Origin of the sequence: Microbacterium sp. SGAir0570 (genome assembly GCF_005491085.2) — a bacterium.
GTDB lineage: Bacteria > Actinomycetota > Actinomycetes > Actinomycetales > Microbacteriaceae > Microbacterium > Microbacterium arborescens.
The window spans coordinates 836,987-862,170 of the sequence record NZ_CP027929.1; the positions used below are offsets into that span (position 1 = coordinate 836,987).

The following is a 25,184-nucleotide window of genomic DNA, read 5'->3' on the forward strand; positions in this document are numbered from 1 at the left end:
GGCTGGCGGCATGGTCTCGGAACTGTTCGATCCCGCGGAATGGTCGCTCGCCCCCGGGGCCGACGCGTACACAGACATCACGGCTCACGTCTCGAACGACGGGCGCATCGCGCGCATCGCCTTCGACCGCCCCGAGGTGCGCAACGCCTTCCGCCCGCACACGGTCGACGAGCTGTACCGCGCGCTCAACATCGCCCGTCAGGACCCCCGCATCGGCGTCGTGCTGCTGACGGGCAACGGTCCGAGCGCGAAAGACGGCGGCTGGGCGTTCTGCTCGGGAGGCGACCAGCGCATCCGTGGCCGCGACGGCTACAAGTACAGCGACGACGAGAGCGCCGTGGCCGACCCCGCCCGCGCGGGCCGGCTGCACATCCTCGAGGTGCAGCGCCTCATCCGGTTCATGCCGAAGGTCGTCATCGCGGTCATCCCGGGGTGGGCCGCCGGCGGCGGGCACTCGCTCCACATCGTGTGCGACCTCTCCATCGCCTCGGCCGAGCACGGCCGGTTCAAGCAGACCGACGCGGATGTCGGGTCGTTCGACGCCGGCTACGGCTCGGCGTACATGGCGCGCCAGGTCGGTCAGAAGATCGCCCGCGAGGTCTTCTTCCTCGCCGAGGAGTACTCCGCCCAGCGCGCGTACGAGATGGGCGCGGTGAACCGCGTCGTCCCGCACGCCGAGCTCGAGCGCGAGGCGATCGCGATGGCCCGCACGATCCTCGGCAAGTCGCCCACCGCGATCCGCATGCTGAAGTTCGCGTTCAACGCGATCGACGACGGGATGGTCGGTCAGCAGGTGTTCGCGGGCGAGGCGACGCGCCTCGCCTACGGCACCGACGAGGCCGTCGAGGGACGCGATGCCTTCCTGCAGAAGCGCGACCCCGACTGGTCGCCCTACCCGTACCACTTCTGAGATGGATCGCCTCTGACATGGCGGTCGACCTCGTTCCGGTCGCATCCGAGCCCCGCGCGGTGCTCCGGGCCCTGCGGCAGACCCTCGACGGTGCGGGGCCGGCGCTCGCCCTCGGCGCGCCCGCCGGCCACACCGTGCCGGCGCAGGCCCCACCCGGAACCGTCGCGGTCGTCACGACGTCGGGATCGACGGGCGTGCCCAAGAGCGTGGTCCTGAGTCGGTCGGCGCTGATCGCCAGCGCCGTGTCGACCGCGGCGCGGATCGGAGAGGGGCGCTGGCTCCTCGCCCTGTCGCCCGGGTACGTGGCGGGGCTGCAGGTGATGGTCCGCAGCCTGCTCTCGGGTCATGAGCCGGCCGTCCTCGCGGGGTCGTTCTCGCCCGCCGCGTTCGCCGCGGTCACCGCGTCGATGCACTCGAGCATCGGCGGGGAGCGTGCGGGCATGTTCACCTCGCTGGTGCCGGCGCAGCTGTCCGACCTGCTCGACGCGGCTGAGACCGATGCCGCCGTCGCCGATGCTCTGCGGGCGTACGAGGCGATCCTCGTGGGCGGGCAGGCGCTTCCGGCGGCGCAGCACCAGCGCGCCTTGGAGAGGGGCGCGCGCATCGTCCGCACCTACGGCTCGACGGAGACGAGCGGCGGATGCGTCTACGACGGCGTCCCGCTCGATGGAGTGGGGGTGCGGATCGTCGCGGGCGAGGTGCAGCTGTCGGGCCCGATGCTCGCCGACGGGTACCTCGGCGAGCCGGACCGAACGGCGGCATCCTTCCTCGTCGACGACGGTGTGCGCTGGTACCGCACCGGCGACGCGGGGGAGTACGACGGTGCCGTGCTGCGGGTGACCGGTCGTATCGACAACGTCATCATCTCCGGCGGAGTCAACGTCTCGCTCGACCGCGTCGAGGCCGTCGTCCGGGAACATGCCGGACTCGCGTCGGCCGTCGTCGTCGCGATCCCCGATGAGCGATGGGGCCAGGCCTCGGCCGTCGTCGTGCCGAGCGCGGCGCTCGCCGACGTCGGTTCCGACGTGCCGGGGCTGCTCGGCGAGCTCCGGGATGCCGTCGGTGATCGGCTCGGCAAACCGGCGCGCCCCGCACGGGTCGTCACGGTCGATCGGATCCCGGTGCTCGCGAGCGGCAAACCCGACCGTGCGGCGGTGCGTCGCATGCTCGCGATCTAGGATGATCCCTCGTGGCTCGTTCGTCTCGCTCCCCGAAGTCGTCCCGCCCTGCACCGCGCGGCGGCAACCCCGCCAAGCGCGGCCTCGTGTCGGCACCGCCGCCTCGGACGGCCACGGCGCGCGACTGGATCGGCGCCGCGCGTCTGCGCACGCTGCCGCTGGCGATCACCCCGGTGCTCATCGGCACGGGCGCAGCGATGCTCGTCGATCGACAGCTGCACTGGGTCATCGCGCTGTGCTGCCTCGTGGTCGCCGTCGCGCTGCAGATCGGCGTCAACTACGCCAATGACTACAGTGACGGCATCCGCGGCACCGACGACGTGCGCGTCGGCCCCGCCCGGCTGACCGGGGGGAAGCTCGCGCAGCCTCGCACGGTGCTCGCCGTCGCCCTCGGGTTCTTCGGGCTCGCGGCCGTCGCCGGTATCGCGATCGTCGTGCGCACCGGTCACTGGTGGATGCTGCTGATCGGAGCGGCCTGCGTCGTCGCCGCCTGGTTCTACACGGGAGGCAAGCGCCCGTACGGCTATGCGGGTCTCGGCGAGCTGTTCGTCTTCGTCTTCTTCGGGCTCGTCGCGACCGTCGGCACGACCTTCGTCCAGGCCGGATCCGTTCCCCAGGAGAGCTGGTTCGGTGCGGTGGGTGCGGGGCTGCTCGCCTGCGCCGTGCTCCTGGCGAACAACCTCCGCGACATCGACCAGGACCGGATCGCGGGCAAGCGCACGCTCACGGTGCTCATCGGCCGAACGGCCACCCGCATCGTCTTCACGCTGTTCGTTCTGGCGCCGTTCGCGATCGCCGTTCTGCTCGCGCTGGTCTACCCGATCGCATGGCTGAGCCTGTTCGCGCTGCTGCCCGCTCTGTCGGCGATCCTCATCGTGTGGACGTATCGCCAGCCGCGTGAGCTGGTCGTCGCGCTGGCGCTGACGTCGTTGACGTCGGTTGCTTACGGTGCGTTCCTGTTCTGGGCCTTCGTCGGCTGAGATGGCAGCGAGCCGCCGTCAGGATGCGGCGTCTTCGGCCTCGGCGTCGGCCTGGGCGCCCGAGCGGCGGCGCGTGCGCCGTTCGGCGAGGCCAGTCGCGACGTCGTCGAGCGGCCGGCGCAGGAAGATCATCGACAGGCTCAAGCCGATGAGGGCGGCGAAGATCGCCGCGAGCCAGTAGAACTCGCGCATGATCGGGAAGAGCATCATGATGCCGAAGGGGATCAGGAAGGCGAGGAGCCGCAGCACCGAGTAGACGACGGCCGAGCGGGCGTTCATCCGGCCATTCTACGTCCGGGCCGAGCACCCCGCCGGACGCCTAGGATGGGAGGATGGCGCGGCTCCTGCTCATCGGTGTGCTGCTGGCACTCGCCTTCTGGGTGTACAGCATCGTCGACTGCGCGCTCCAGGACGCCACGCGGCACCGCGGCGTCAGCAAGCCGGTGTGGATCCTCATCGTCGTCCTGCTGCCCGTGCTGGGCGGCATCCTGTGGTTCGTCGTCGGACGTGCGCGCCGAGCCAGTGCTCCGGTGCGCCGTGCGCCGGATGACGATCCCGAGTTCCTGGGCAGTCTCGGAACGGTCCGCGACCAGGACGAGCGCATCCGCCGTCTCGAGGAGGAGCTCGCCGCCCTCGACGCCGAGGCCGACGACCCCCGCGACATCCCGCCCACGCGCTCGTCGCAGAGCGACGACGACGCCGAAGGACCGGCCGGCTCACGCGGTCCGCGCGCCTGAGATGAGCGGGGCCGAACACGCTCCGACGCCGGCGGATCGGGCTCCCGCGACCGACGCCGCGGCGGCGCTTCTCGGCGCCCTGGTCGCCGGGGGAGTGCGCCACGTCGTCCTCAGCCCGGGGTCACGGTCGCAGGCGCTCGCGCTCGTGGCGGCCGAACTGGAGCAGCGCGGCCTGATCCGCCTGCACGTCCGCGTCGACGAGCGCGTCGCTGGATTCACCGCGCTCGGCATCGGGCGTGAGACGCGGATGCCGGCAGCCGTCGTCTGCACGTCGGGAACGGCGGTCGCGAACCTCATGCCCGCGGTTCTCGAGGCGCACCACTCGGGGGTGCCCCTGCTGCTGCTGACCGCCGACCGCCCGCCCGAGCTGCGCGGCATCGGCGCCAACCAGGCCACGCGTCAGCCCGGATTGTTCTCGGGCTTCGTCCGGCTCGAGGCCGACGCCCCGACCCCGGAGGACGTCGACGCCGACCCGACCGCGCCGCAGTCGGCCGATGTCGCCGCCCTCGCGGTCGAGGCTCTCGCCGCGACTCGCGGCGACCGGTCGCGCCCGGCGGGCCCCGTGCACCTCAACCTGCCGTACCGGAGCCCCCTGTCGGGCGCCCTCCCGCCGTGGCTCATCGACGTGGATGGCGAGCCCGCCCTCGCCCCCGATACCCGCCGCGCCGCCGCGGACGCGGCCGCCGAGTCGACGGTCTCGGGGGCGCACTATCAGGGCGGCGGCGGGATCGGCCAAGCCGAACCCCCCATGCCCCTCGAACCCGTGGAGCTCACCCGCGGTCCGAACACGCTCGTCGTCGCAGGCGCGGATGCCGGTCCGGCGGCGGAGGAACTCGCCCACGTGGGCGGCTGGCCGCTCGTCGCGGAGATCGTCAGCGGCGCGCGCTTCGGACGCAACCTCGTCCACGGCTACCGAGCGGTGCTCTCGCGTCCCGAGCTGGCCGACGCCGTCGAGCGGGTCGTCGTGTTCGGGCATCCGACGCTCAGCCGCGAGGTGGCCGGGCTGCTGTCGCGCCCGGAGGTCGAGGTGTGGGCCGTCCGTGGTCCGGGCGAAGACCTCAACCTCAACGGCACGACGACAGCGGTGTCCGCGGTGTCCGTTACCCCCGGGGCAGCCGACCGCGCCTGGCTCGGCGCCTGGATGCGCGCATCGCGTGACGAGGCGGTCGACCTGAGCCCCGCGGCGCCCGACGTCGACGGGCTCGCGTCGGCGGTGCCGCAGGAGCGCCTCGGCGCCATCTCGGCGGAGATGGCCGTGCTCAAGGCGCCGCTCGACCGCGAGTCGCTCGTCGACGCGGTCTGGCGGGCCAGCTGGCCGCACGATCGTCTCCTGTTCGCCTCGTCGAGGCTCGTTCGGGTGGCCGACACCGTGCTCGGGGGCAAGAAAGTGCCGGTGCACGCCAATCGCGGGCTCGCGGGCATCGACGGCATCGTCGCGACCGGGGTGGGCATCGCGGTCGCGAGCCAGGACGACGCGCGGGCCGGCGTGACCCGGGTGCTCACCGGCGACCTGTCTCTGCTGCACGACGTCGGCGCGCTGCTGCTCCCCGGCGCCGAGGACGAACCGCGGATCCAGGTCATCGTCGGCAACGACGGCGGCGGAACGATCTTCGATGGGCTCGAGGTCGCCGGAACCGCGCCGCCGGAGGCTGCTGACCGGGTGCTGTTCACCCCCCACGAGGCACGCCTCGAGCAGCTCGCGCTCGCCTACGGGTGGGAGTACCGGCGCATCACGACGCGCTCGGCGCTCGATCAGGCGCTGACCTCGCCCGTCGGCGGGCGCCAGCTGATCGAAGTCCCGCTGGTGCGCTGAGTACCGCTGAGCTGCGAGCGGCGCACGATCGCCCGCTCAGGCGAGGGCGTCGATGATCGGGCGGAACTTCACCCGCGTCTCGAGCATTTCCGATTCCGGGTCGCTCGCGCCCACGATGCCCGCCCCGGCGTAGGCGGTGAAGGGCATCGAGGCGCCGTCGTCGGTGCGTTCTCCGGGACGGAACTGCGCGCATCGCAGCGCGATGGCCCATTCCCCGTCGCCGGTCGCGTCGATCCAGCCGACGGGACCGGCGTAGCGTCCGCGGCTGAAGGGTTCGAGGCGGCGGATCTCGTCGAGCGCGTTGGGGGTCGGTGTGCCGGCGACGGCCGCCGTGGGGTGCAGCACCGCGACGAGGTCGAGGGCTGAGGCATCCCCGGCGAGCTCGCCCTCGACGTCGGTCGCCAGGTGCCAGACGTTCGGCAGCTTCAGCATGAACGGCTGTTCGCCGGCGACGAGCGACGAGGTCGACGGGCGAAGCGCCTCGAGGACGCTGCGCACCGCGTAGCCGTGCTCGTCGAGATCCTTCGTGCTGGTGGCCAGGTGCAGCGATGCCGCGGTGTCGGCGTCGGCGTCTGCTCCGCGCGCGATCGTCCCGGCGAGGACGCGCGCGGTGACGGTTCCGCCCGACACCGTCACGAGGGTCTCGGGACTCGCTCCGATGAGGCCGTCGACGGCGAATGCCCACGTGTCGGGGTACGCCGACGACAGCGCGCGGACGAGCCGCCGCAGGTCGGCGTCCGCGGGAACGGTGCCGGCGAGATCGCGAGCGAGGACGACCTTCTGGAGGTCGCCCTGGAGGATCGCGTCGACGCCCGCGCGCACGATCTCCTGGTAGCCGTCGGGAGGCAGCGCTCCGGGGCCGGTCGTCGCCGACCAGTGCGGGCCGAACCCGGTCGCGGCGGGGAGGGATGCGACGGGATCCGAGCCGTCGGCGGTGATCGCGGTCACCCACGCGCGCGATCCGCGGCGGCCCACGACGGCCCGAGGCACCGCGAAGTGCAGCGCCGGGGTCGTCGCGTCGGCGCGGTCGTCGGGGCGGGGATCGAACGGCAGGGCGCCGAAGGCGACGAGGCCCGATCCGGGCAATCCGACCGCGTCGTCGATCTCGGCGGTGGCGACCGTTCTGCGCCACCAGTCGGCCGCTTCGCGCGGACCGGGGTTCGCGTCGGCAGGACCGAAGGCCGCGGCGGTGCCGCGCGCCACGAGGATGTCGCCGCGTCGCGACCACACGGTGGGGTTCTGCGGGTCGGCGAACACCAGCAGCTCGTCGGGTGCCTCGATCTCGCGAGTGACCACGCGCAGCCGGGCGGCGGGCGCAGAATCGTTCACCCGACCAGCCTAGACTCGGCGCGTGATGCTCCGCCCCGTACCGGGAACCCCGGTGATCTTCCGCTGGCGCAAGTGGAACGGCGGCACCCACTGGGTGCACGCCTGCATCTATCTCGGTAGCGACGAGCACGGCGACTGGTTCGGCCAGCGACCGGGCGACGGCAGCAACCGGCCCGGACGCGACTTCGTCGCGACGCACCCCTGCGTCATGCTCCTTCCGCCTGTCGGGGAGTGGGTGCTGACGATGAACGCGCCGCCTCATCCCACCCGCGTCTACATCGACATCGCCTGGGACGCCCGCTGGGACGAGGGCGGCGAGCCCACCGCGATCGACATGGACCTGGATGTCGTCGACTCCGCCACCCGCGGTATCTGGATCGACGACCGCGACGAGTGGGAGGAGCATCGCGTGGCCTACGGATATCCGCGGGAGATCGTCGCCGAGCTCGAGGCTCTCGCTGTCGACCTCGAGGCGGCGGTCACCGCGCACCGCCCGCCCTTCGACGTGCCCACGGCCGCCCACTGGCTCGGCATCCTGGCATCCCTCCCCGCCCCCTCGGCCCCCTGACTCCCGTCCCACTCGCCGAGGTCCCACTTCGGCCGGGAAACCCCGGCCCAGACCCGGCCGAAGTGGGACGTCGCGGAGCGGGGCTGGGCGGTCACGGCCGCGCCTAGACTCGAGGGCGTGACCAGCGAGCCCAACCGCGCCGACCTCGGCAAGGACCCGTCGCGCGTCAGCGGCATGTTCGACCAGGTGGCCGGCGCATACGACCGCACCAACGACGTCCTCAGCCTCGGACAGGACCGCCTCTGGCGGATCGCGGCCACGCGCGCGATCGACCCGAAGCCGGGGGAGCGCATCCTCGATCTCGCCGCCGGAACGGGTGCGAGCTCCGTCTCGCTCGCGCGCAGCGGCGCCGAGGTGGTCGCCGCCGACTTCTCGCCGGGCATGATCGCCGAGGGCGTCCGTCGCTACGGACCGCAGGCGCCGGGCGGCGGCATCCCGAATCTGTCGTTCGTCGAAGCGGATGCCACGAACCTGCCGTTCGGGGATGCCGAGTTCGACGTCGTCACCATCTCGTTCGGGCTCCGCAACGTCAACGAGCCGAAGAAGGCGCTCGCCGAGATGCTGCGCGTCGCCAAGCCCGGCGGACGTCTGCTCATCAGCGAGTTCTCGCAGCCCCCGTCCCGCGCGTTCGCAGGGCTCTACCGCTTCTACAACGACCGGGTGCTGCCGCTGGTCGCGCGGGTGGTGAGCTCCAACGCCGAGGCCTACGACTACCTCAACGAGTCCATCCGCGACTGGCCCGACCAGCGCACCCTTTCCGGGTGGATCCGCGAAGCCGGCTGGGACGAGGTCGCCCACCGCGATCTGTCGTTCGGCATCGTCGCGCTGCATCGCGCTGTCAAGCCCGCCGGCTGAACCGGCTCGCGCGGATCGGCGCCGCCGCCCGGCCGGTAGGCTGGAGAGGTGACATCGAGCCCATCCGCGCCGCGGCTGGCGAAGCACCTCGGGATGACCGAGCGGATCTTCGCCGGACCCCGCACCCGCAAGCTGCTCGCGACCGTCGAAGCCGGGCTCGAGCGCGTCGAGACGCGCCTCGGCGATGAGCTCACCGTCAGCGACGCTCTCGTCGACGCCAAGACGCGCTACCTCTACGAAGCCGGCGGCAAGCGGCTGCGGCCCATGCTGGCGCTGCTGACCGCCCAGCTCGGCGACGGTGCGACCGAGGACGTCATCGCCGGAGCTGCGGCGCTCGAGCTGACCCACCTCGGTTCGCTCTATCACGACGATGTCATGGACGGCGCCGACAAGCGACGCGGCGTCCCCAGTGCGCACGAGGTGTGGGGCAACAACGTCGCGATCCTGACCGGTGACCTGCTCTTCTCGCGCGCGAGCCAGCTCATGGCCCGCATCGGCGAGCGGGCGATCCGCGTGCAGGCCGACACGTTCGAGCGCCTCGTGCTCGGTCAGATGCACGAGACGATCGGCGCCCAGCCCGGCGACGATCCGGTCGAGTTCTACATCCAGGTGCTGGCCGACAAGACCGGTTCGCTCATCGCCGCCGCAGCTCAGGTGGGCGTGCTCTTCTCGGGCGGACCGGAAGAGCTCGCCGAGCCGCTTCTCGCGTTCGGCGAGAAGGCCGGCGTGGCCTTCCAGCTGCTCGACGACGTCATCGACCTGTCGGCCGACCCCGAGGCGACGGGCAAGGTGCCGGGCACCGACCTGCGCGCCGGCGTGCCGACGATGCCGTACCTGCTGCTGACCCGCGCCGACGACGAAGCCTCGCGTGAGCTCGCCGCCACGATCGACCGCGGCGTGGCCGAGATCGCCGAAGGCGCCGACCCCGCGATCCTCGACGAGCCGCTCGCCCGGCTGCGCGATCACGCCGTCACGGCCGAGACGCGCCGGCTCGCCGAGAAGTGGGCCGATGACGCCGTCGCGGCCCTCGCGCCGCTTCCCTCCGGCGCCGTGCGCGACGCATTGACCCGGTTCGCCGAGGTCGTCGTCGACCGCGCCAGCTGACACAGACCCCGCTGCGCCCGCGCTCGGGTGCGACCAGGAACGAGGAACACCCATGACCAAGCTGAGGCTGGCCATCGTCGGAGCCGGTCCCGCCGGCATCTACGCCGCGGATCTGCTGCTGAAGGCCGAGCGCAAGTTCGACGTCTCGATCGACCTGTTCGATCACCTGCCCGCCCCCTATGGGCTCGTCCGGTACGGCGTCGCGCCCGATCACCCCCGCATCAAGGGCATCATCAACGCCCTCCGTGATGTCATCGACAGCGGCGACATCCGGCTGTTCGGCAACGTGCGCTTCGGCGAGGACCTCACCCTCGACGACCTCAAGCACCACTACAACGCCGTCATCTTCGCCACGGGGGCGGTGCGCGACGCAGCACTCGACATCCCCGGCATCGACGCCGACGGCTCATACGGCGCGGCCGACTTCGTCAGCTGGTACGACGGTCACCCCGACTTCCCGCGCGAATGGCCGCTGGATGCCGCATCCGTCGGCGTCATCGGCAACGGCAACGTCGCGCTCGACGTGGCCCGCCTGCTCGCCAAGCACGCCGACGACCTTCTCGTGACGGAGATCCCCGACAACGTCTACGAGGGGCTGCGCTCATCGGCGGTGACCGATGTCCACATCTTCGGGCGTCGCGGACCGGCGCAGGTGAAGTTCACCCCGCTCGAGCTGCGCGAGCTCGGCGACCTGCGCGACGTCGACCTGGTCGTCTACGACGAGGACTTCGACTACGACGAGGCCTCGAAGGCGGCGATCGCGTCGAACAAGCAGGTGATGGTCATCGACCGCGTGCTGCAGTCCTGGCGCCAGCGCCCGGGTGCGAACGGCCTCGGGGGAGAGGCCTCGCGCCGCCTGCACCTGCACTTCTACGCCAAGCCCGTCGAGGTCAAGAAGGACGCCGACGGCCGTGTCGCCGCGCTCGTCTACGAGCGGACGCGTCCCGATGGCCAGGGCGGCGTCGAAGGCACCGGCGAGCTGCGCGAGGTCGCACTCCAGGGGCTCTACCGCGCGGTCGGCTACTTCGGGTCGCCGCTGCCGGGTGTGCCGTTCGATGCGACGCACGGCGTCATCCCGAACCACGAGGGTCAGGTGCTGCACGAGGACTCGAACGAGCGGGTGCCGGGCGTGTACGCGACGGGGTGGATCAAGCGCGGACCCGTCGGTCTCATCGGTCACACCAAGTCCGACGCGATGGAGACCGTGCGCCACGTCATCAACGACCAGGGATCGTGGTGGCAGCCGGCCGACCCGTCCGAGCAGGGCGTCCTCGACCTGCTGACCGAGCGTGGCGTCGCCTGGACCGACCTCGACGGCTGGCACCGCCTCGACGAGCACGAGATCGCGCTCGGCGCCCCGGCCGAACGCGCGCGCGTGAAGGTCGTCGACCGCGACGAGATGGTCAGCATCTCGCGCGGCGAAGAGGCCGGGCGATGACCTTCCGGAGCAAGCAGACCCTCGACGCGTGGATCGAGGAGTTCCAGCGGTTCGGATACCCGCTCGCGGTGAAGGTCATTCCGCAGGACGGCAGCCTCGGCCGCGACACCGGGCTCGTCGCGATCACCATGATGAACGCCCAGACCGTGACCTACATCGAGCCCGACGTTCCCGGCGGCAACACATGGCGCATCACGTTCGAGGCGCGCGAGACCGAGCTGCGTCTGGGCGCGGGTGGGGCGCTCGCCCTGTCGACCGAGCTCGCGATGGTGTCGACCCTCTGCGCGTTCCTCGAGACGAAGTCGCACGCGTTCGCGGGTGACGACCCCGCCGAGATCGAGAGCCCGGTCGCCGCGGACTGACCGTTCGCCTCGCCCGCTCGACGTACTACAGCGCATCGGGTTGGGCAACCCGTGGTCGCGGCGTTCCTCCGACGCCATGATGGGTGCACGCCCGGTGCCGTGAGCGCGCCGGGGCGCGACGATACGGAACGAGGAGGCCCGATGCGCACGACCCGGGTCCTGGCAGCCGCATCGGTGGTCGCACTCGCAGCGACGCTCGGCGCCTGCGCCCCCGATGACGGCGTGCCCACGCTCACCTGGTACATCAACCCTGACGACGGCGGGCAAGCGCGGATCGCCGCGGCCTGCACGGATGCCGCGGACGGCGCCTATCGCATCGAGACATCGCTGCTACCGCGTGACGCGGCCTCGCAGCGCGAACAGCTCGCCCGGCGTCTGGCGGCCGGCGACACCTCGCTCGACATCATGAGCCTCGACCCGCCGTTCATCCCCGAGCTCGCCGAGCCCGGCTTCCTCGACGAGGTCCCGGGCGACCTGCAGGACACCGAAGGCATCGTCCAGGGTGCGGTCGACTCGGCAAGCTGGGGTGGCGAGCTGGTGACCGTGCCGTTCTGGGCCAACACGCAGCTGCTCTGGTATCGGCAGTCGGTGGTCGACGCCGCCGGTCTCGACATGTCGCAGCCGGTCACCTGGGACGACATCATCGGCGTCGCCGAAGAGCAGGATCTTCGGCTGGGCGTCCAGGGCGCGCTGGCCGAGTCGCTGACGGTGTGGATCAATGCTCTCGTCGCGTCGGCCGGCGGCGAGATCCTGAAGAACCCCGAGGCGCCCGCCGACGAGCTCGAGCTCGGACTCGACAGCGAGGCGGGCCGGGCCGCCGCGGAGATCATCCACCGCATCGGTGCCGACGGGCTCGGCGGGCCGGGTCTGCCGACCGCCGACGAGAACGCCAACATGAACCTGTTCCAGGGCGAGCAGGGCTCGTTCATGGTCAACTGGCCGTTCGTGTGGCCGGCGATGACCGGTGCCGATCCCGCCATCGCCGATGACCTGGGCTGGGCCGTCTACCCGCGCGTCGACGCCGACGAGCCGGCCGCCCCTCCCGTGGGCGGCATCAACCTCGGCGTCGGTGCGTTCAGCAAGAACCCCGACCTCGCCTGGCAGGCCGTCGAGTGCATCGTCCAGCCTGAGAACCAGTCGGAGTACTTCGTCACCGACGGCAACCCGCCGTCCAACGCCGCCGCCTACGACGACCCTCGCGTGCAGGAGGAGTTCCCGATGGCCGACACCATCCGCGAGTCGCTCGACCTCGGTGTGCCGCGTCCGCAGACGCCGTACTACAACGAGATCTCCATCGGGCTGCAGCGCACGTGGCACCCGCCGGCAGCGGTGGACCCCGACACCACTCCGAGAACGTCGAGCGAGTTCATCCTCGCCGTCCTGCGCGGGGAGCGTCTGCTGTGAGCACGCGGGAGAGTGCGGCGGCGCGGCCCCGGCGCTCCGCTCGGGCGCGTGCGGAGGGGCGACTGGGCTGGATGCTGGCGGGCCCGGCGTTCGTCATCATGCTGCTGGTCACGATGTATCCCATCGGGCAGGCGCTGTTCGATTCGCTGTTCAGCCTGCGGCTCACCGCCCCCGACGAGCGGTCTTTCGTCCTTTTCGAGAACTACCGGGTGGTCCTCAGCGACCCCGCGTTCTGGCGGTCGATGGGGGTCACCCTTTTCATCACGGTCGTGACCGTGCTGTTCGAGCTGATTCTCGGCTTCCTCCTCGCGCTCGTGATGCACCGGGCGATCAAGAAGCTCCGCGGTCTGGCGCGGACCGCGATCCTCGTGCCTTACGGCATCATCACGGTCGTGGCGGCCTTCGCCTGGTTCTACGCGTTCGACATCAACTCGGGCGGGTACGTCAACAACTGGCTGAGCTGGATCCCGGGGTTCGACCCCGAGCTCAACTGGTTCGCCGAGCAGGGCACCTCCCTCGTGGTGATCATCTTCTCCGAGGTGTGGAAGACGACGCCGTTCATCTCGCTGCTGCTGCTGTCGGGCCTCGCCCAGGTGCCCGGCGATCTGGAGGAGGCCGCGAAGGTCGACGGGGCCACCGGATGGGAGGTCATGCGTCGCGTCATCCTGCCGAACATGAAGGCCGCGATCATGGTCGCGGTGCTCTTCCGCACGCTCGAGGCGTTCCGCATCTTCGACAACATCTACATCATGACCGGCGGCGCCAACGACACCGAGGCGCTGTCGCTGCTCGCGTACAACACCTCGATCGGGCGCCTCGAGATCGGGCTCGGCTCGGCGATCTCGGTGCTGCTGTTCCTCAGCGTCCTGATCATCGCCGCGATCTTCATCAAGGGCTTCAAAGTCGACCTGGCGACGGGACGGAACTCCTGATGCGCACGCTCACCTGGCCGCAGCGGATCGGATGGGCCGCGATCATCATCGCGGTGCTCGTCTGGTCGCTCTTCCCCGTCTTCTCGATCCTCATGACGTCGTTCAAGACGCCGTCGGGTCTGTTCTCGGGCACTCTGCTCCCGCAGGAGTGGACGCTCGAGAACTACACCGAGATCCTCGCGCCCGGCGGGGGAGCGCAGGACCTGTTCCTGCCAGCGCTGCGCAACTCCGTGGGGATCTCGCTCATCGCGACCTTCGTCGCCGTCGTGCTCGCGACGCTGTGCGCCTACGCGATCGCCCGACTGGAGTTCCGCGGCAAGCGCATCATCCTCGTCACGGCACTCGCGGTCTCGGTGTTCCCGATCGTGTCGATCGTGACGCCGCTGTTCAACCTGTGGCGGGTCATCGGCCTCTACGACACCTGGCTCGGCCTCATCATCCCCTACCTCTCGCTCACGCTGCCGATCGCGATCTGGACCCTCGCGGCCTTCTTCCGTCAGATCCCCTGGGAGCTGGAGCAGGCGGCGCAGGTCGACGGTGCCACGCCGTTCGAGGCCTTCCGCAAGACCGTCGTGCCCCTCGCGGCGCCGGGTGTCTTCACGACCGCGATCATCGCGTTCTTCATCGCCTGGAACGACTTCGTCTACGGCATCTCGCTCACCTCGACCAGCGCCGCGCGTCCCGTGCCCGCCGCCCTGTCGTTCTTCACCGGAGCGTCGCAGTTCGAGCAGCCCACCGGCGCGATCTCGGCAGCAGCCATCATCGTGACGATCCCGATCGTGGTGGTCGTCGTCATCTTCCAGCGCCGGATCGTCTCCGGCCTCACGCAGGGCGCGGTCAAGGGATGACCTCCAGCATCTCCGCCGCCGCGTCGACCTCGAAGGGAACGTCATGGCCTCCATCACGCTGAAGAACATCGTGAAGACGTACGACGACGGCTTCACGGCGGTCAAGGGTGTCGACCTCGACATCGCCGACGGCGAGTTCGTCATCCTCGTCGGGCCCTCCGGATGCGGCAAGTCGACGCTCCTGCGGATGATCGTGGGGCTCGAGGACATCACCAGCGGCGAGATGCTCATCGACGGCGACGTCGTGAACGACAAGGCGCCCAAGGACCGCGATCTCGCGATGGTGTTCCAGAACTACGCGCTGTACCCGCACCTCACGGTCTACGAGAACATCGCCTTTCCGATGCGGTTGAAGTCGAGCAACGTGCCCGACGACGAGATCGACGAGCGGGTCCGGCGCGCGTCGAGCCTGCTCGAGCTCGACGAACACCTCGACCGCAAGCCCGCCAACCTCTCCGGCGGTCAGCGTCAGAGGGTGGCGATGGGGCGCGCGATCGTCCGCAACGCCCGGGCGTTCCTCTTCGACGAGCCGCTGTCGAACCTCGACGCCAAGCTGCGCGGGCAGATGCGCACCGAGATCGCGCGCCTGCAGCGCTCGCTCGGCACGACGACGGTCTACGTCACCCACGATCAGACGGAGGCCATGACGCTCGGCGACCGGGTGGCGGTTCTGCGCCGCGGGGAGCTGCAGCAGGTGGCCAGCCCGCGCGGCCTGTACGAGCAGCCGGTCAACCTCTTCGTCGCCGGTTTCATCGGGTCGCCGCCGATGAACTTCCTGCACGGCACGGTCGAGGGTGACACTCTCAAGCTGCCGATGTTCGACGTTCCGCTCGATGACCGGCTGCGCCGCGCGATCGGGGACCGCGAGCTCGTCATCGTCGGCGTGCGTCCCGATGCATTCGAGGATGCCGAGACCTCGGACCGTCCGCTCGAGGGTGGTGTGCGCGCCGAGGTCGACGTCGAGATGACCGAGTGGCTCGGCGAGGTGCTGTACGCCTACATCCCGTTCGACGTCGAGGAATCGGTACGCGAGAAGCTCGCCGAACTCGACCGCGATCTCGACGGGGAGGGGCTGCGCACCGAGCTCGTCGTGGCGCTCGACTCGCTCAGCAACATCCGCGCGGGCGATCCGGCGACGCTGTGGTTCTCACCCGACTCGCTGCACGTGTTCGACCCCGAGACGGGCGAGAACCTCACGCGCGACGAGCAGCGTGCGGCGAAGCTCGAGGACGACGCCCGCGAGCAGCGCAAGCGCGCGCTCCAGCGCGCCCAGGAGCGCGAGGCCCGTCGCACCGGCTCCGGTGCTGGCTCGGGCTCAGGTGCGCAGCAGAGTTCCGCCGCCTGACGCTCGGCATCCGTCGATGTCCACGACCTAGGGTGGGGACATGCGGGCGGATGACGTGACGTGGGGCCCCGACCTGCTGGGCCCCGGCTTCGAGCAGACGACGCTTCCGCTCGGCTCCGATGACGAGGGTGAGGTCGTCGCGACGCTCGTGCGGGCGATGCCGCATCCGGGCCTCCGCCTCTTCGGAGCGTGGCGTGACATCGACGTGCTGTACGTCCACGGCTGGTCGGACTACTTCTTCCAGACCGATCTCGCCCGCTTGTTCACCGACCGCGGCGCGCGGTTCCACGCGCTCGACCTGCGGAAGTACGGGCGCAGCATCCGTCCCGGTCAGGCGCGCGGCTACGTCACCTCGCTCGACGTGTACGACGACGACATCGAGGCCGCGCTCACTGTGATGGACACCGCGCGTCAGGGCCGGCGGCTCGTGCTCCTCGGGCACAGCACCGGCGGACTGACGCTCACCCTGTGGGCAGCGCGTCACCCGGGACGCGCCGCGGCCGTGGCGCTGAACAGCCCCTGGCTCGAGCTGCAGCTCGGCCCCCTCGGGCGGCAGGCGGTCGCGCCGCTCGTCGAGGTCCGGGCCCGTTTCGACCCGCGTGGCGCCCATCCCGTGGTCGATCTCGGGTTCTACACGCGGGCTCAGCGCGAGGTCGGCAGCCTTCCCGACGCTCCCGACGGCTGGCGACCCGAGCAGGGTTTCCCGACGCATCCGGCATGGCTCGCCGCCGTCATCGCGGGGCACGCGCGTGTCGCGGCCGGGGTCGACGTCGGCGCCCCGGCTCTCGTGCTGCTCTCGGCGCGGTCGACCTCGCCGCTGCGGTGGAACGACACGATGACCTCGACCGACTCCGTGCTCGTCGTCGACGACATCGCGCGCGCGGCCACCCGCATCGCCGCCACCGTCACGATCGCCCGCATCGACGGCGCCCTGCACGATGTCTTCCTCTCGGCTGCGTCCGCACGCGCCGAGGCCGCTGACCGACTGGTGTCGTTCGTCAGCGGCCTCGACCGGTGAGTGCTCAGCCCGCGATGATGCTGATGAGCAATCGGATCGAGAGGGCGAGCACCGAGACGAAGCCGATGACACCCAGCACGTTCTGCCACCAGCGGTTTCGAAGCGGGCCCATGAGCGCCCGGTTGTTCGCCATGATGATGATCAGGGCGGCCAGCAAGGGAGCGAACAGCACCGTGAGGGCCTGAGCGAGCACGATCAGCTCGATCGGCGACGTCCCGGCGAACGCGACGGTGATCGCGATGCCGAAGGCGAGGATGGACGCGCTGCCCAGCCGAGCGGTGATGGTTTCAGCCGATGCCCCGCGTCCGAGGGCGTCGGAGAGCAGGGTGCCGCCGGCGATGCAGTTGGGGATCATCGACGAGAACGCCGAACCGAAGAAGCCGAGCGCGAAGATCCAGGTGCCTACCGGTCCTGCAACCGGCTCGAAGATGCGCGCGAGACCGACGAAGGCTCCGGGAGCCGGGGTGCCCGTGTCGAACAGCACGGACGCGGACACGACGATGACGAGGGCGGTCATGATGCCCGGGGCGACGATGCCGGGAATCGTGTCGACGATCGTGATGTCGCGGTACTCCGATTCGGACCTTGCCCGGGCCTTGGTCCCGTACGACGCGAAGAAAGCGGCGTTGATGGAGAAGTTGGTCCCCACGAGCCCGATGATGAGCAACCAGGCTCCGTCGGGGACGACGGGGATCAGCCCGAGGCCGGCAGCGGCCCAGTCGGGGTTCGACACGAACGCCGACACGATGAAGCAGAACGCCATGATCGCGACGATGACGATCAAGGCCTTTTCGACGATGCCGTAGATGCCCTTCATGAGCAGGATGGTCGCGACGGCGACCGTGCAGATCACCGTCCACATGACGGGAGAGCTGCCCGGGATCAGCATCGCGAGCCCCACTCCCGATCCGACGGCGTTTCCCACCGAGAAGCAGAGGGCGATGAGGAAGACGCCGATGCCGGCTGCGACGCCGGTCCACCGGCCGAGGCTGTCCTTGATGGAGGAGATGAGCGAGACGGGCGTTCGGATGCCGAGCCGCACGCTCATGTCGGTCAAGAAGACCATCAGCAGCGTCGACACGATGATCACCCAGATCAGGGCGTAGCCGTATCCTGCTCCCGCGTTCATCGCGGTGGTGAGGTTTCCCGGACCGAACTGCCAGGCTCCCGCCACGAATGCGGGGCCGATCAGGGCGAGGCGACGCCAGAACGTTCGTCGCACGGGGTTCTTGCCGACGATGCTCCGCACCGTCTCGGTCGAGATCCGGCCGTGGCCGGTCGCGGGAGTGGCGGGGGGACGTGAGGTGATGCGGTCGCTCATGGAGACTCCTTCGGAGGGCGGCGGGATGCCGCGCAGTCGTCATTGACTTCGAGCCGGCGCTGCGACGCGTCGGGGAGCGGAACGGGGTGGAGGGAGGGCGGCCGGATGCGGGGTCCGGCCGCCCGTGGTGGTTTACGCGGGAACGGTGACGCTGCCGAGCTCGGCCGAGGCGAAGGCCGCGGCGATCTCGGCGTCTGCGCCGGCGGGGAGGGGCAGCAGCGGCTCCCGGACCGTCGCGTGGTCCAGGATGCCACGGTTGACCAGGCCCCACTTCAGGGCGACGGTGCCCTCCATGTGCGAGCCGCGGTGGTAGACGGCCTTCGTCACCGGGAGCAGGCGCTCGTGAATGGCGTGGGCAGCGGCGTAGTCGCGCGCCTTGCCCGCGGCGATCAGGTCGACCAGCAGCTCGGGCGCGATGTTCCCGTAGCCGACGAGCAGGCCGTCGACGTCGAACATCGTCGGCAGGAGGTACTCGTCGTGGCACGACAGGATCTGCAGGTCGGGGTACGCCGCGCGCAGTGCCGGGATCTCGGTGTACCACCGACGCATGTTCCGGACGCCGTTCTTGGTGTGGTTCACGCCCTCCTGGCCTGCGATCTCGAGCTGGGTGTCGAGGTCGTACGAGGCCTTGGTGTTGTCGGGGTACTGGAAGAGGATCTCCTCGAGCCCCGACTCCTCCCAGATCGCGCGGTATCGCGTCTGCGGCGCACCGGGCTGGAATCCGAAACGCAGCCAGCCGTGCGAGGGGTAGACCAGAGCGCCGCGCGCTCCGGCGGCCGCGGCATCCTTCGCCTCGAGCGCGGCGGTGGCGTTGCCCTCCTTCGTGATGCCGGCGATGATCGGCAGCCGGTCTTCCACGGAGTCGCGGAAGGCCCGGATGACGTCGAGCTGCTCCTTCTCGGTGAGGAATGTTCCCTCGCCGGCGTGGCCGAGCACGACCAGGCTCTTCACCCCCTCGATCGATCCGAGCCACGAGCCGAGCCGCGAGATGGCTGCGTAGTCGACGTCGCCGTCGACGGTGAACGGGGTGACGGGGGCGGGGTTGAGTCCGCGGAGGTCGAGGACCATGTCGTCTCCTTGGGTGAGGTCTCGTCGTCGAGATCGGGAGGTGCCGGTTGGCTGATCCCGAAACCAATAACGTTTGCGGGAACGTTTGCAGTTTGGACCTGCTCGCCATCGATGTCAAGCGGTTCGGGAACGTTCTCGGGAAGGTTCTCGCCGGCGTGCGTGTCACCGGTAGGCTCGGCGAGGGAGGCAGGACATGGCCGAGGGCGACCGGAACATCAGACACGTCGTGACGCTCAAAGACGTGGCGACGGCCTCGGGTGTCAGCATCTCGACCGTGAGCCGCATCCTGGACGATCGCACTCCGCCCTCCCGGTCGGCGACGGCCGAACGCGTTCGCGCAATCGCCGAAGAGCTCGGCTATCGCCGCAACGTGTTCGCCTCGGGGCTCCGACGTGGCGCCACGGGCACCATCGGCGTGCTCGTGCCCAGACTCACCGACGCGGTCATGGCGCTCATGTTCGAGGCGGTCGAGCGGGCCGCGCGGCAGCGGGGCTACTTCGCCGTCGTCGCGACGTGCGGCGACGACGGTGACGAGGAGCGCCGCGCGACCGAGACCCTGCTCGACCGGAACGTCGACGGGCTCGTCCTCGCGACCGCGCGCATCGACGACTCGCTTCCGGCGTCGCTGCGCGAGCGCGGCATCCCCCACGTGCTCGCGCTGCGGACCGACGGGGTCAGCCCCGCCTCGCTCGGCGACGACGAGACCGGCGGCTATCTCGCGATGCGGCACCTGCTCGACCTCGGACACCGCGACATCGCCGTCGTCACGGGCTCCTGGTTCACCTCGAGCGGACGCGACCGGCGCAGCGGCGCGAACCGCGCTCTCGCTGAAGCCGGCGTCGACCTGCCCGAGGAGCGGGTGATGGCGGTCGGCTACGGCCTCGACCACGGGATGGAGGCCGCCGAGACGCTCCTGGGCGGTACCTCTCGCCCCACGGCGATCTTCGCGGCCAACGACAATCTCGCGATCGGAGTGCTCAGCGTCGCGCAATCCCTGGGGCTCGAGACGGGGAAGGACCTCTCGATCGTCGGGTACAACGACATCTCGCTCGTGTCACGCCTGCCCGTGCCGCTGACGTCGGTGCGGACGCCATTCGACCAGATCGCCTCGTCGGCTCTCGACATCCTGCTAGCGACCGATCCCGCGACGCCGCAGATCGTGCGCGCGCTACCGACCCTCATCCCGCGCGCGTCGACGGCCCCGCGCCGCTGAGCCGCAGCGCTGGTGGGGTCTGTCGGCGCCGAGCCTTACCGGTAGTTGACGAACTGCATCCTGCTGGTTGCCTTTGACGGGCGAGAGTGGGATATGCCTTCTGACCTGCACGTTACCGGTTGTGCTTCGTTGTGGTCGCTTGGGCTCGATTGGATCTCTGGCGGACTCTGGGCGGACAGCTTGGCTTACGTGGTGGTTCACGGACACCCTGGACTGATGAGCGACTGGGACGAGATCGAACGACGAGCACGCGAGGTCGGGCAGCTGATCCCCGAGCAGTACCCGACGCACCTCGATGCCGGCGAGGAGTGGTTGTGGTGGCACGTTGAGAAGCAGCGCTGGCGTCGGGTGGAGCTTCTCGAGGTCGCGGAAGGTAGCCCCCAGCGGGTCAAGGTGCAGCACCTGGATCCGGATATGGGTGCACGCGCGGCCTGGTCACCGATCAGGCGGTGCCGAATTCCATGGGGCGCGCGCGACGCCTACATTGACTCACTCGATCGTCGGTCCCGGGCCGTGGATCACCCATTCGTGCAGGACGAGCGCGACGCCGCCATGGCGATAGTCCTCAAAGCCGTGCCATCTGACGTTGCGTTCATCGGATACAAGCCGGGTGGGACCCTTGAGGTGAATGATCCCGAACGGCTGACTGCCATCAGTGGGATCAGCGTTTCAGAGCTTCTGGGTCACCCTGATACCTATCGGGATGCGGACGGATGGTTGGTGCCGTGGCCTGTTGCGAAGCGGGTTGCGATGGCGCTGGCCCAGCGCGATCCGCTTCGATGGATCCGTTTGGTCGCGAGCGAGGAACGGGATGTCCGACCCCGCGTCGAGAGGAACATTGAGCTATCGATCGCTGAGGGCAGGACAGATCTCGAATGGCTGTCTGATGAGGAGAAGGATGAGATTGCCCGTAAGTCCTTCGCGCGGAGCGAGGGTAGGCACGCTGTCATCCTCGAGTGGGCTGGAGGATCCCGGCCGTCTTTGGGGCAGGAGTATCGACGCCTACGTGGCCAGTATCGTGAGCTGGCGCGGCTCGCTACCGAGGCACTGCCTGAGTTGAGGTCGAGGCGAACGAAAGGCGCTGCGATGCTGGCGGACCGAATTGAGGCCACTCTGGCGTCTGTACAGAGGTTGCCTGACGTCAGCGACGTCTAGGACGACCCTCGTTCCCTCGCCCATCGGCGTTCCCACCCCTGCTTGGCTGCCGCGCTTCTCGGTGACTGGTGCCAGGGGTCGGGGTGCGGCTCAGCCTGCTGGCGCACGCTCTCGAGGACTTCGCTGACGATGAACCGCCACCGGTTGCCGATCTTGAGCGCGGGTATGACTCCGGAGCGAGCCCAGCGATAGGTCGTGTCTGTGCTGACGTTCAAGATGCGGGCGAGTTCTCCGGCGTCAACAGTTGCCTCGTGAGTAGTGATGATGGTGCGCCTATCGGTGAGAAGTGGACTAGCTTTCATTCAGACATCACACCGGGGGAAGCCATGTCCAAGCTCGTTGCACTGCCCATCGCTCTACTCGTCGTCGCAGCTCTCTCGGGTTGCGCGAGCGCTGCTCCGGCTGACTTACAGACCCCGACAACCACCCAGCAAGCTGAGGTGAAGGAAGACAGCACGCCGGAGCAATGGGCATCGCTCGTTGCGCAACAACAAGCCGGCTGGGAGGACTGGCAAGACGGTTGGGACGAAGCTGGGTGTTCCTCTCTCGCGGCCGCTGCCGGGGCTATGGATTGCCAGCTCATGCTGACGTCCGCGAGCTTCATGGTCCAAACCACATCCATCGAACATGAGTTGGCTGTCTCGGCAGGAAAGAAAGGCTTCATAGCGACGACCCCGCCGGCGGAGGTGGCAACTCTGTTTGGTGAACTCACCGCTGCAGGGGAAGCCGCGGCAGACGCTGGTGTTGCGTGGTCTGACGCTGAGTGCGGCTCCACGGAATCTGACGACTGTACAACTTTGGCGATCGCGTTCGAGCGGTCGATTGATGCGCTTCAGTCGGAGTTTGCCGCGTGGCGGCCCTACATGTGACCGTTACATCGCTCGCCCCGTTGCGGCGCGGTAGATTTCGGCGGCCGAACGGCTACCGAGGTCATGGCCGTCCGCCAGGCGTGTAGACACGCGGTCTACAGCCGCACGGATGCGGTTGCAGGACGGGTTGTCGAACGCGATTGGTTGCCCCGCGAAGTCGGCCCAGTTGTCAAACGGGAGGGCTTGCAAGAGTGCGGCGCGCTCGAAGCCGGCGGCAGCCGCGTCGAACTCGATCGTGACCGTGCGATCTTTGTACCGGACATCGGAGACGGCGCGGGCGGCAGCGACTCCTGCATCTGCTCGCTCTTGCAGGAAGGCGCGGAAGGCCTCGATCACTTCGGCTGAGGTTGGAGTTTCCATGGGGCGAGACTACGAGCGAGCTCAGACATCAGCCGCCCAAGATTCCGGGTAGACCGTCGCTATCGGTGGGCCGTTCGATCCACGGGATGTCGATTTCCCACCCGCACCCGCCGCACTGGTAGCCGCCGTCGAGCGTACGCATGACGGTCCCACAGACCTCGCAGCGCGGCTCGGAGCCGATGTCGAAGCCGTCATCTTGCTTAGGCGTCATGTCACGCTGCCGCCCTCTTCGCCTACTTCGCTGGCGTTGGTTGCGGCGCGTCGTTCGGTTGCTCTCAGTCGCATGACGCCCACGAGGGTGGCAAGCAACCAGACGAGCAGCATCCCAAAGGCGACGAGTAACACCGTCCTCGAGACGTCGAAGTCGCGAATGACCAGGCCCACGCCGTTGACGATCACTATGCCGGCGCAGATGACTAGCTGCATGATGAGCAGCGGGAACATCGGCCCGGCCCACACCCGGAGGTTCTTTCCCCACCACGTCATGACGCGAGCGTAACGCTACGCGATGTCGGCGTAGCATGGCAGTCTCTCGGCCGGAGGAAGGGGTACCCGGCCAGGTGGGGACGAACAAGCGGTACGCGGATGCGATCGACAGGCGGGCTGCGGATATGTCGCAGCAGACGATCATGCGGATCCCGCCCTGCACGATCCCGATGCAGGCGTATGGGCCGCAGCCGCTCGAGTGGGCGGAGAAACGTCCGATGGTGTGGGCGTGGGTGTCGTGGCCTCACAAGCCTGCGGAGCGGATCCCTGCGGTCGCGCATGGGTGGAATGATCGGGTGGTCGTCGTGTACTGGATGAGCCCGGCGGGGGAGTTGAATACCGTGGTGTGGCGCAACGCTGTGACTCGTCGTCACGGCTAAGACAGGAAGCGACCTCGACCCCCGTGCCCCCTCGTCATCCCACGAGACCTTTGAACGCCGCGACTATTGCGTAGGCGGCGGAGGCCAGCAGAAGCGCTGTGCCAATGATCCGTAGCCAACCTCCCAGCAGCGGGCGGGATTCAGGCTTCTCTGAACGCCATAAAGGTATTCCGCCGTACACATCGGCGAGCATCACTCCGACGGTCCCTGCGCCAGCAAAGAGCACGGCGAGAAGGTTTAGTATCCTAACGTCAATACCGAACAGTTGACTGATACCTACAAATGTGCCGAAACCTAGCGCAACGATGATGAACGCACGGGCTGTGTGGCGTCGAATCGTTTCCATACTTCTCAAGTCTCCTTTTGCGGCTCCTCGGTCGAAAGTCGAAACGCCAGGAACGAAGCGTCGACCTCAAGGAGCTTCGTCCGGTGCCAGGAGTGGCTCTTTCTGTCAGCTCGCCGGTAGCAGTGTCGAGGGAGCCTGACGAGAACCACTACCTGAGTGCTGCCGCCTGGTCGTCTGCCGCCCTGGCGTCGGGAGCAGATCTTGCGGTGTACCGCTGGAGAAGCGCCGTCACAGACTTTCGAATCTCGCTCTCTCGCTTGGATTCGAACCACTCGTGGTCCGCGAGGTAGGCCGCGCGAATCTTCGGAATGAGCTTGTACGCGAGGTCGTGGACGGCGCGCCAGCGGGTCTCATCACCGACCGAATCTCTGTAGTGCGTACCGTCCTGAAGTACTCGGAATGCGCCGTTACTTGACAGATCGAGCTCGAACCGAGCGTCGATCGCGACGTCGGCGAGCTTGATGCGGGCGGGTCCTAAGCGGTCTTTTTCCGCGACCGCGACTAGGAAAGCTGGCCGGTCGAAGTCCACGCCTTGTGATAGTGAAGTCAGACGCTTGGCGTTGTCGCGCCCATAGATGCGATCAACCTTGGTGACGGACGTGGCGCTGTCGAGCGTTGGTTGATCCCTCACACGGGTTAGCAGCCACAAGAATACGTCGGCGTCCTCCAGGGACACGACGGATGTCTCGAAAGCGCCCGTCAATCTATCATCTACGGAGCCCACGCAATTCAGCAGGCTCATCCAGGGGCGGGCGGCAAGCGTGCTCTGCCGCGCGGAGATCAGGCACAGGTACTCCGAGCTGCTTCCAGGCACGCGGCTGATCAGCAGGTCGATTGCTTCCAGCGTGTGCCACTCAGCCGGATCACGATCGGAGAACTGCCGCCTGAGAGTGCTGTCTGGCTTGAAGAAGTAATAGCGTGCGTGAAGCCGTTCCGGGTATCCGTTCTCGGCGGGCAGGAGGATCGGATCGCTTACTGGCGCAGGGACGTTGCGATAGCCGAGCGCAACGTCGGTCCCTAGAGCGGGCCCGCCCCAGCCGGGCTCGAGCGTCGCGTGAACAGGTCGGTTCTGCACGAGGGCGTCACTGATCTCACGAAGGGAGGTGGTCGTGATCAACCGCGCCGGGTAGACGCCAACCTGTGACGAAGTGAAAGTTGGCACGTG

At 69.1% G+C, this 25,184-nt stretch carries 27 protein-coding genes; 18 read left to right on the plus strand and 9 right to left on the minus strand.

The features are described 5' to 3' along the window. Window positions 1-10 precede the first annotated feature (10 nt). Genes C1N74_RS03855 through C1N74_RS03865 form a run of 3 tightly spaced genes read left to right on the plus strand, consistent with a single transcriptional unit; the run spans window position 11 to window position 3,068 of the window. Window positions 11-910 carry a 1,4-dihydroxy-2-naphthoyl-CoA synthase gene (locus C1N74_RS03855; protein ID WP_137750008.1) on the plus strand — a complete coding sequence of 300 codons (900 nt, stop codon included), beginning with the start codon at window positions 11-13 and terminating at the stop codon, window positions 908-910. 17 nt (window positions 911-927) lie between these two features. After that, window positions 928-2,088, plus strand: a complete 1,161-nt coding sequence (locus tag C1N74_RS03860; RefSeq protein ID WP_137750009.1) for an AMP-binding protein — start codon at window positions 928-930, stop codon at window positions 2,086-2,088. Window positions 2,089-2,099: 11 nt separating this feature from the next. Next, the gene (locus C1N74_RS03865; protein ID WP_137750010.1) at window positions 2,100-3,068 is read left to right on the plus strand and encodes a 1,4-dihydroxy-2-naphthoate polyprenyltransferase; all 969 of its coding nucleotides are present in this window, start codon (window positions 2,100-2,102) and stop codon (window positions 3,066-3,068) included. A gap of 18 nt (window positions 3,069-3,086) precedes the next feature. Here C1N74_RS03865 and C1N74_RS03870 read toward each other — a convergent pair whose 3' ends face one another. Beyond that, entirely contained in the window at window positions 3,087-3,347 is a 261-nt protein-coding gene (locus tag C1N74_RS03870; protein ID WP_023952191.1) for a DUF4229 domain-containing protein, read from the minus strand. A gap of 53 nt (window positions 3,348-3,400) precedes the next feature. Here C1N74_RS03870 and C1N74_RS03875 point away from each other — a divergent pair, with 53 nt between their 5' ends. Beyond that, window positions 3,401-3,805, plus strand: coding sequence for a PLD nuclease N-terminal domain-containing protein (locus tag C1N74_RS03875; RefSeq protein WP_023952189.1), 405 nt, complete (start codon window positions 3,401-3,403; stop codon window positions 3,803-3,805). A 1-nt stretch (window position 3,806) separates the two neighbouring features. Then, window positions 3,807-5,618 (plus strand): 2-succinyl-5-enolpyruvyl-6-hydroxy-3-cyclohexene-1-carboxylic-acid synthase, encoded by a 1,812-nt coding sequence (menD, locus tag C1N74_RS03880; protein WP_137750011.1) that lies wholly within the window; start codon window positions 3,807-3,809, stop codon window positions 5,616-5,618. Between the two features lie 36 nt (window positions 5,619-5,654). Here the strand turns inward: menD and C1N74_RS03885 are convergent, their stop codons facing one another. Beyond that, a complete protein-coding gene (locus tag C1N74_RS03885; RefSeq protein ID WP_137750012.1) occupies window positions 5,655-6,947 on the minus strand; it encodes an isochorismate synthase MenF in 1,293 nt (430 codons plus the stop codon). Window positions 6,948-6,972: 25 nt separating this feature from the next. Here C1N74_RS03885 and C1N74_RS03890 point away from each other — a divergent pair, with 25 nt between their 5' ends. The 10 genes from C1N74_RS03890 to C1N74_RS03935 all read left to right on the plus strand — a co-directional run bounded on the left by C1N74_RS03890 (window position 6,973) and on the right by C1N74_RS03935 (window position 16,821). Continuing rightward, entirely contained in the window at window positions 6,973-7,515 is a 543-nt protein-coding gene (locus tag C1N74_RS03890; RefSeq protein WP_309147427.1) for a DUF402 domain-containing protein, read from the plus strand. Between the two features lie 117 nt (window positions 7,516-7,632). After that, window positions 7,633-8,370 (plus strand): bifunctional demethylmenaquinone methyltransferase/2-methoxy-6-polyprenyl-1,4-benzoquinol methylase UbiE, encoded by a 738-nt coding sequence (gene ubiE, locus C1N74_RS03895; RefSeq protein WP_023952181.1) that lies wholly within the window; start codon window positions 7,633-7,635, stop codon window positions 8,368-8,370. A gap of 48 nt (window positions 8,371-8,418) precedes the next feature. After that, the gene (locus C1N74_RS03900) at window positions 8,419-9,474 is read left to right on the plus strand and encodes a polyprenyl synthetase family protein (protein WP_036304658.1); all 1,056 of its coding nucleotides are present in this window, start codon (window positions 8,419-8,421) and stop codon (window positions 9,472-9,474) included. A 52-nt stretch (window positions 9,475-9,526) separates the two neighbouring features. Further along, entirely contained in the window at window positions 9,527-10,912 is a 1,386-nt protein-coding gene (locus C1N74_RS03905; protein WP_023952177.1) for an FAD-dependent oxidoreductase, read from the plus strand. Beyond that, complete coding sequence (locus tag C1N74_RS03910; protein WP_023952175.1) at window positions 10,909-11,274, plus strand: hypothetical protein; 366 nt, start codon at window positions 10,909-10,911, stop codon at window positions 11,272-11,274. The genes C1N74_RS03905 and C1N74_RS03910 overlap by 4 nt, the downstream gene beginning before the upstream one ends. A gap of 141 nt (window positions 11,275-11,415) precedes the next feature. Next, on the plus strand, window positions 11,416-12,678 hold the full coding sequence (locus C1N74_RS03915) for an extracellular solute-binding protein (protein ID WP_023952173.1): 1,263 nt from the start codon (window positions 11,416-11,418) through the stop codon (window positions 12,676-12,678). After that, the gene (locus C1N74_RS03920) at window positions 12,675-13,610 is read left to right on the plus strand and encodes a carbohydrate ABC transporter permease (RefSeq protein WP_036304657.1); all 936 of its coding nucleotides are present in this window, start codon (window positions 12,675-12,677) and stop codon (window positions 13,608-13,610) included. Before C1N74_RS03915 ends, C1N74_RS03920 begins: the two co-directional genes overlap by 4 nt. Continuing rightward, a complete protein-coding gene (locus tag C1N74_RS03925) occupies window positions 13,610-14,458 on the plus strand; it encodes a carbohydrate ABC transporter permease (protein WP_094262209.1) in 849 nt (282 codons plus the stop codon). Before C1N74_RS03920 ends, C1N74_RS03925 begins: the two co-directional genes overlap by 1 nt. 43 nt (window positions 14,459-14,501) lie before the next feature. After that, window positions 14,502-15,803, plus strand: a complete 1,302-nt coding sequence (locus C1N74_RS03930) for an ABC transporter ATP-binding protein (protein ID WP_103841132.1) — start codon at window positions 14,502-14,504, stop codon at window positions 15,801-15,803. Between the two features lie 40 nt (window positions 15,804-15,843). Further along, window positions 15,844-16,821, plus strand: a complete 978-nt coding sequence (locus C1N74_RS03935) for an alpha/beta hydrolase (RefSeq protein WP_137750014.1) — start codon at window positions 15,844-15,846, stop codon at window positions 16,819-16,821. Between the two features lie 4 nt (window positions 16,822-16,825). Here C1N74_RS03935 and C1N74_RS03940 read toward each other — a convergent pair whose 3' ends face one another. Both C1N74_RS03940 and C1N74_RS03945 read right to left on the minus strand, forming a co-directional pair. Beyond that, complete coding sequence (locus C1N74_RS03940; RefSeq protein WP_137750015.1) at window positions 16,826-18,142, minus strand: Nramp family divalent metal transporter; 1,317 nt, start codon at window positions 18,140-18,142, stop codon at window positions 16,826-16,828. Between the two features lie 132 nt (window positions 18,143-18,274). Further along, window positions 18,275-19,210, minus strand: coding sequence for a dihydrodipicolinate synthase family protein (locus C1N74_RS03945; RefSeq protein ID WP_023952166.1), 936 nt, complete (start codon window positions 19,208-19,210; stop codon window positions 18,275-18,277). A gap of 193 nt (window positions 19,211-19,403) precedes the next feature. Between C1N74_RS03945 and C1N74_RS03950 the strand changes: the two genes are divergently transcribed. Together C1N74_RS03950 and C1N74_RS03955 are read left to right on the plus strand one after the other, a co-directional pair. Further along, window positions 19,404-20,423, plus strand: coding sequence for a LacI family DNA-binding transcriptional regulator (locus C1N74_RS03950; protein WP_137750016.1), 1,020 nt, complete (start codon window positions 19,404-19,406; stop codon window positions 20,421-20,423). 216 nt (window positions 20,424-20,639) lie between these two features. Further along, window positions 20,640-21,578, plus strand: coding sequence for a hypothetical protein (locus C1N74_RS03955; protein ID WP_137750017.1), 939 nt, complete (start codon window positions 20,640-20,642; stop codon window positions 21,576-21,578). Here C1N74_RS03955 and C1N74_RS16750 read toward each other — a convergent pair. After that, entirely contained in the window at window positions 21,575-21,880 is a 306-nt protein-coding gene (locus C1N74_RS16750; protein ID WP_137750018.1) for a helix-turn-helix domain-containing protein, read from the minus strand. The two genes, C1N74_RS03955 and C1N74_RS16750, sit on opposite strands and share 4 nt — an antisense overlap. Here C1N74_RS16750 and C1N74_RS03965 point away from each other — a divergent pair. Continuing rightward, window positions 21,830-22,447 carry a hypothetical protein gene (locus C1N74_RS03965; protein WP_181405576.1) on the plus strand — a complete coding sequence of 206 codons (618 nt, stop codon included), beginning with the start codon at window positions 21,830-21,832 and terminating at the stop codon, window positions 22,445-22,447. The two genes, C1N74_RS16750 and C1N74_RS03965, sit on opposite strands and share 51 nt — an antisense overlap. A 3-nt stretch (window positions 22,448-22,450) precedes the next feature. Here C1N74_RS03965 and C1N74_RS03970 read toward each other — a convergent pair whose 3' ends face one another. The 4 genes from C1N74_RS03970 to C1N74_RS03985 form a co-directional block, all read right to left on the minus strand. Continuing rightward, complete coding sequence (locus C1N74_RS03970; protein WP_137750020.1) at window positions 22,451-22,783, minus strand: hypothetical protein; 333 nt, start codon at window positions 22,781-22,783, stop codon at window positions 22,451-22,453. 231 nt (window positions 22,784-23,014) lie between these two features. Then, entirely contained in the window at window positions 23,015-23,293 is a 279-nt protein-coding gene (locus tag C1N74_RS03975; RefSeq protein ID WP_137750021.1) for a hypothetical protein, read from the minus strand. A gap of 414 nt (window positions 23,294-23,707) precedes the next feature. Continuing rightward, a complete protein-coding gene (locus tag C1N74_RS03980; RefSeq protein WP_137750022.1) occupies window positions 23,708-24,019 on the minus strand; it encodes a hypothetical protein in 312 nt (103 codons plus the stop codon). 148 nt (window positions 24,020-24,167) lie between these two features. Next, window positions 24,168-25,181 (minus strand): hypothetical protein, encoded by a 1,014-nt coding sequence (locus tag C1N74_RS03985; protein WP_137750023.1) that lies wholly within the window; start codon window positions 25,179-25,181, stop codon window positions 24,168-24,170. Window positions 25,182-25,184: the final 3 nt, after the last annotated feature.

Excerpts from the sequence above, each read along its gene's own strand:
- C1N74_RS03855 (WP_137750008.1), top strand. The coding sequence starts at position 11 with ATGGTCTCGGAACTGTTCGATCCCGCGGAATGGTCGCTCGCCCCCGGG.
- C1N74_RS03860 (WP_137750009.1), top strand. The coding sequence starts at position 928 with ATGGCGGTCGACCTCGTTCCGGTCGCATCCGAGCCCCGCGCGGTGCTC.
- C1N74_RS03870 (WP_023952191.1), bottom strand. The coding sequence starts at position 3,347 with ATGAACGCCCGCTCGGCCGTCGTCTACTCGGTGCTGCGGCTCCTCGCC.
- C1N74_RS03875 (WP_023952189.1), top strand. The coding sequence starts at position 3,401 with ATGGCGCGGCTCCTGCTCATCGGTGTGCTGCTGGCACTCGCCTTCTGG.
- menD (WP_137750011.1), top strand. The coding sequence starts at position 3,807 with ATGAGCGGGGCCGAACACGCTCCGACGCCGGCGGATCGGGCTCCCGCG.
- C1N74_RS03890 (WP_309147427.1), top strand. The coding sequence starts at position 6,973 with ATGCTCCGCCCCGTACCGGGAACCCCGGTGATCTTCCGCTGGCGCAAG.
- C1N74_RS03905 (WP_023952177.1), top strand. The coding sequence starts at position 9,527 with ATGACCAAGCTGAGGCTGGCCATCGTCGGAGCCGGTCCCGCCGGCATC.
- C1N74_RS03910 (WP_023952175.1), top strand. The coding sequence starts at position 10,909 with ATGACCTTCCGGAGCAAGCAGACCCTCGACGCGTGGATCGAGGAGTTC.
- C1N74_RS03915 (WP_023952173.1), top strand. The coding sequence starts at position 11,416 with ATGCGCACGACCCGGGTCCTGGCAGCCGCATCGGTGGTCGCACTCGCA.
- C1N74_RS03925 (WP_094262209.1), top strand. The coding sequence starts at position 13,610 with ATGCGCACGCTCACCTGGCCGCAGCGGATCGGATGGGCCGCGATCATC.
- C1N74_RS03930 (WP_103841132.1), top strand. The coding sequence starts at position 14,502 with ATGGCCTCCATCACGCTGAAGAACATCGTGAAGACGTACGACGACGGC.
- C1N74_RS03935 (WP_137750014.1), top strand. The coding sequence starts at position 15,844 with ATGCGGGCGGATGACGTGACGTGGGGCCCCGACCTGCTGGGCCCCGGC.
- C1N74_RS03940 (WP_137750015.1), bottom strand. The coding sequence starts at position 18,142 with ATGAGCGACCGCATCACCTCACGTCCCCCCGCCACTCCCGCGACCGGC.
- C1N74_RS03945 (WP_023952166.1), bottom strand. The coding sequence starts at position 19,210 with ATGGTCCTCGACCTCCGCGGACTCAACCCCGCCCCCGTCACCCCGTTC.
- C1N74_RS03950 (WP_137750016.1), top strand. The coding sequence starts at position 19,404 with ATGGCCGAGGGCGACCGGAACATCAGACACGTCGTGACGCTCAAAGAC.
- C1N74_RS03955 (WP_137750017.1), top strand. The coding sequence starts at position 20,640 with ATGAGCGACTGGGACGAGATCGAACGACGAGCACGCGAGGTCGGGCAG.
- C1N74_RS16750 (WP_137750018.1), bottom strand. The coding sequence starts at position 21,880 with ATGAAAGCTAGTCCACTTCTCACCGATAGGCGCACCATCATCACTACT.
- C1N74_RS03975 (WP_137750021.1), bottom strand. The coding sequence starts at position 23,293 with ATGACGTGGTGGGGAAAGAACCTCCGGGTGTGGGCCGGGCCGATGTTC.
- C1N74_RS03980 (WP_137750022.1), bottom strand. The coding sequence starts at position 24,019 with ATGGAAACGATTCGACGCCACACAGCCCGTGCGTTCATCATCGTTGCG.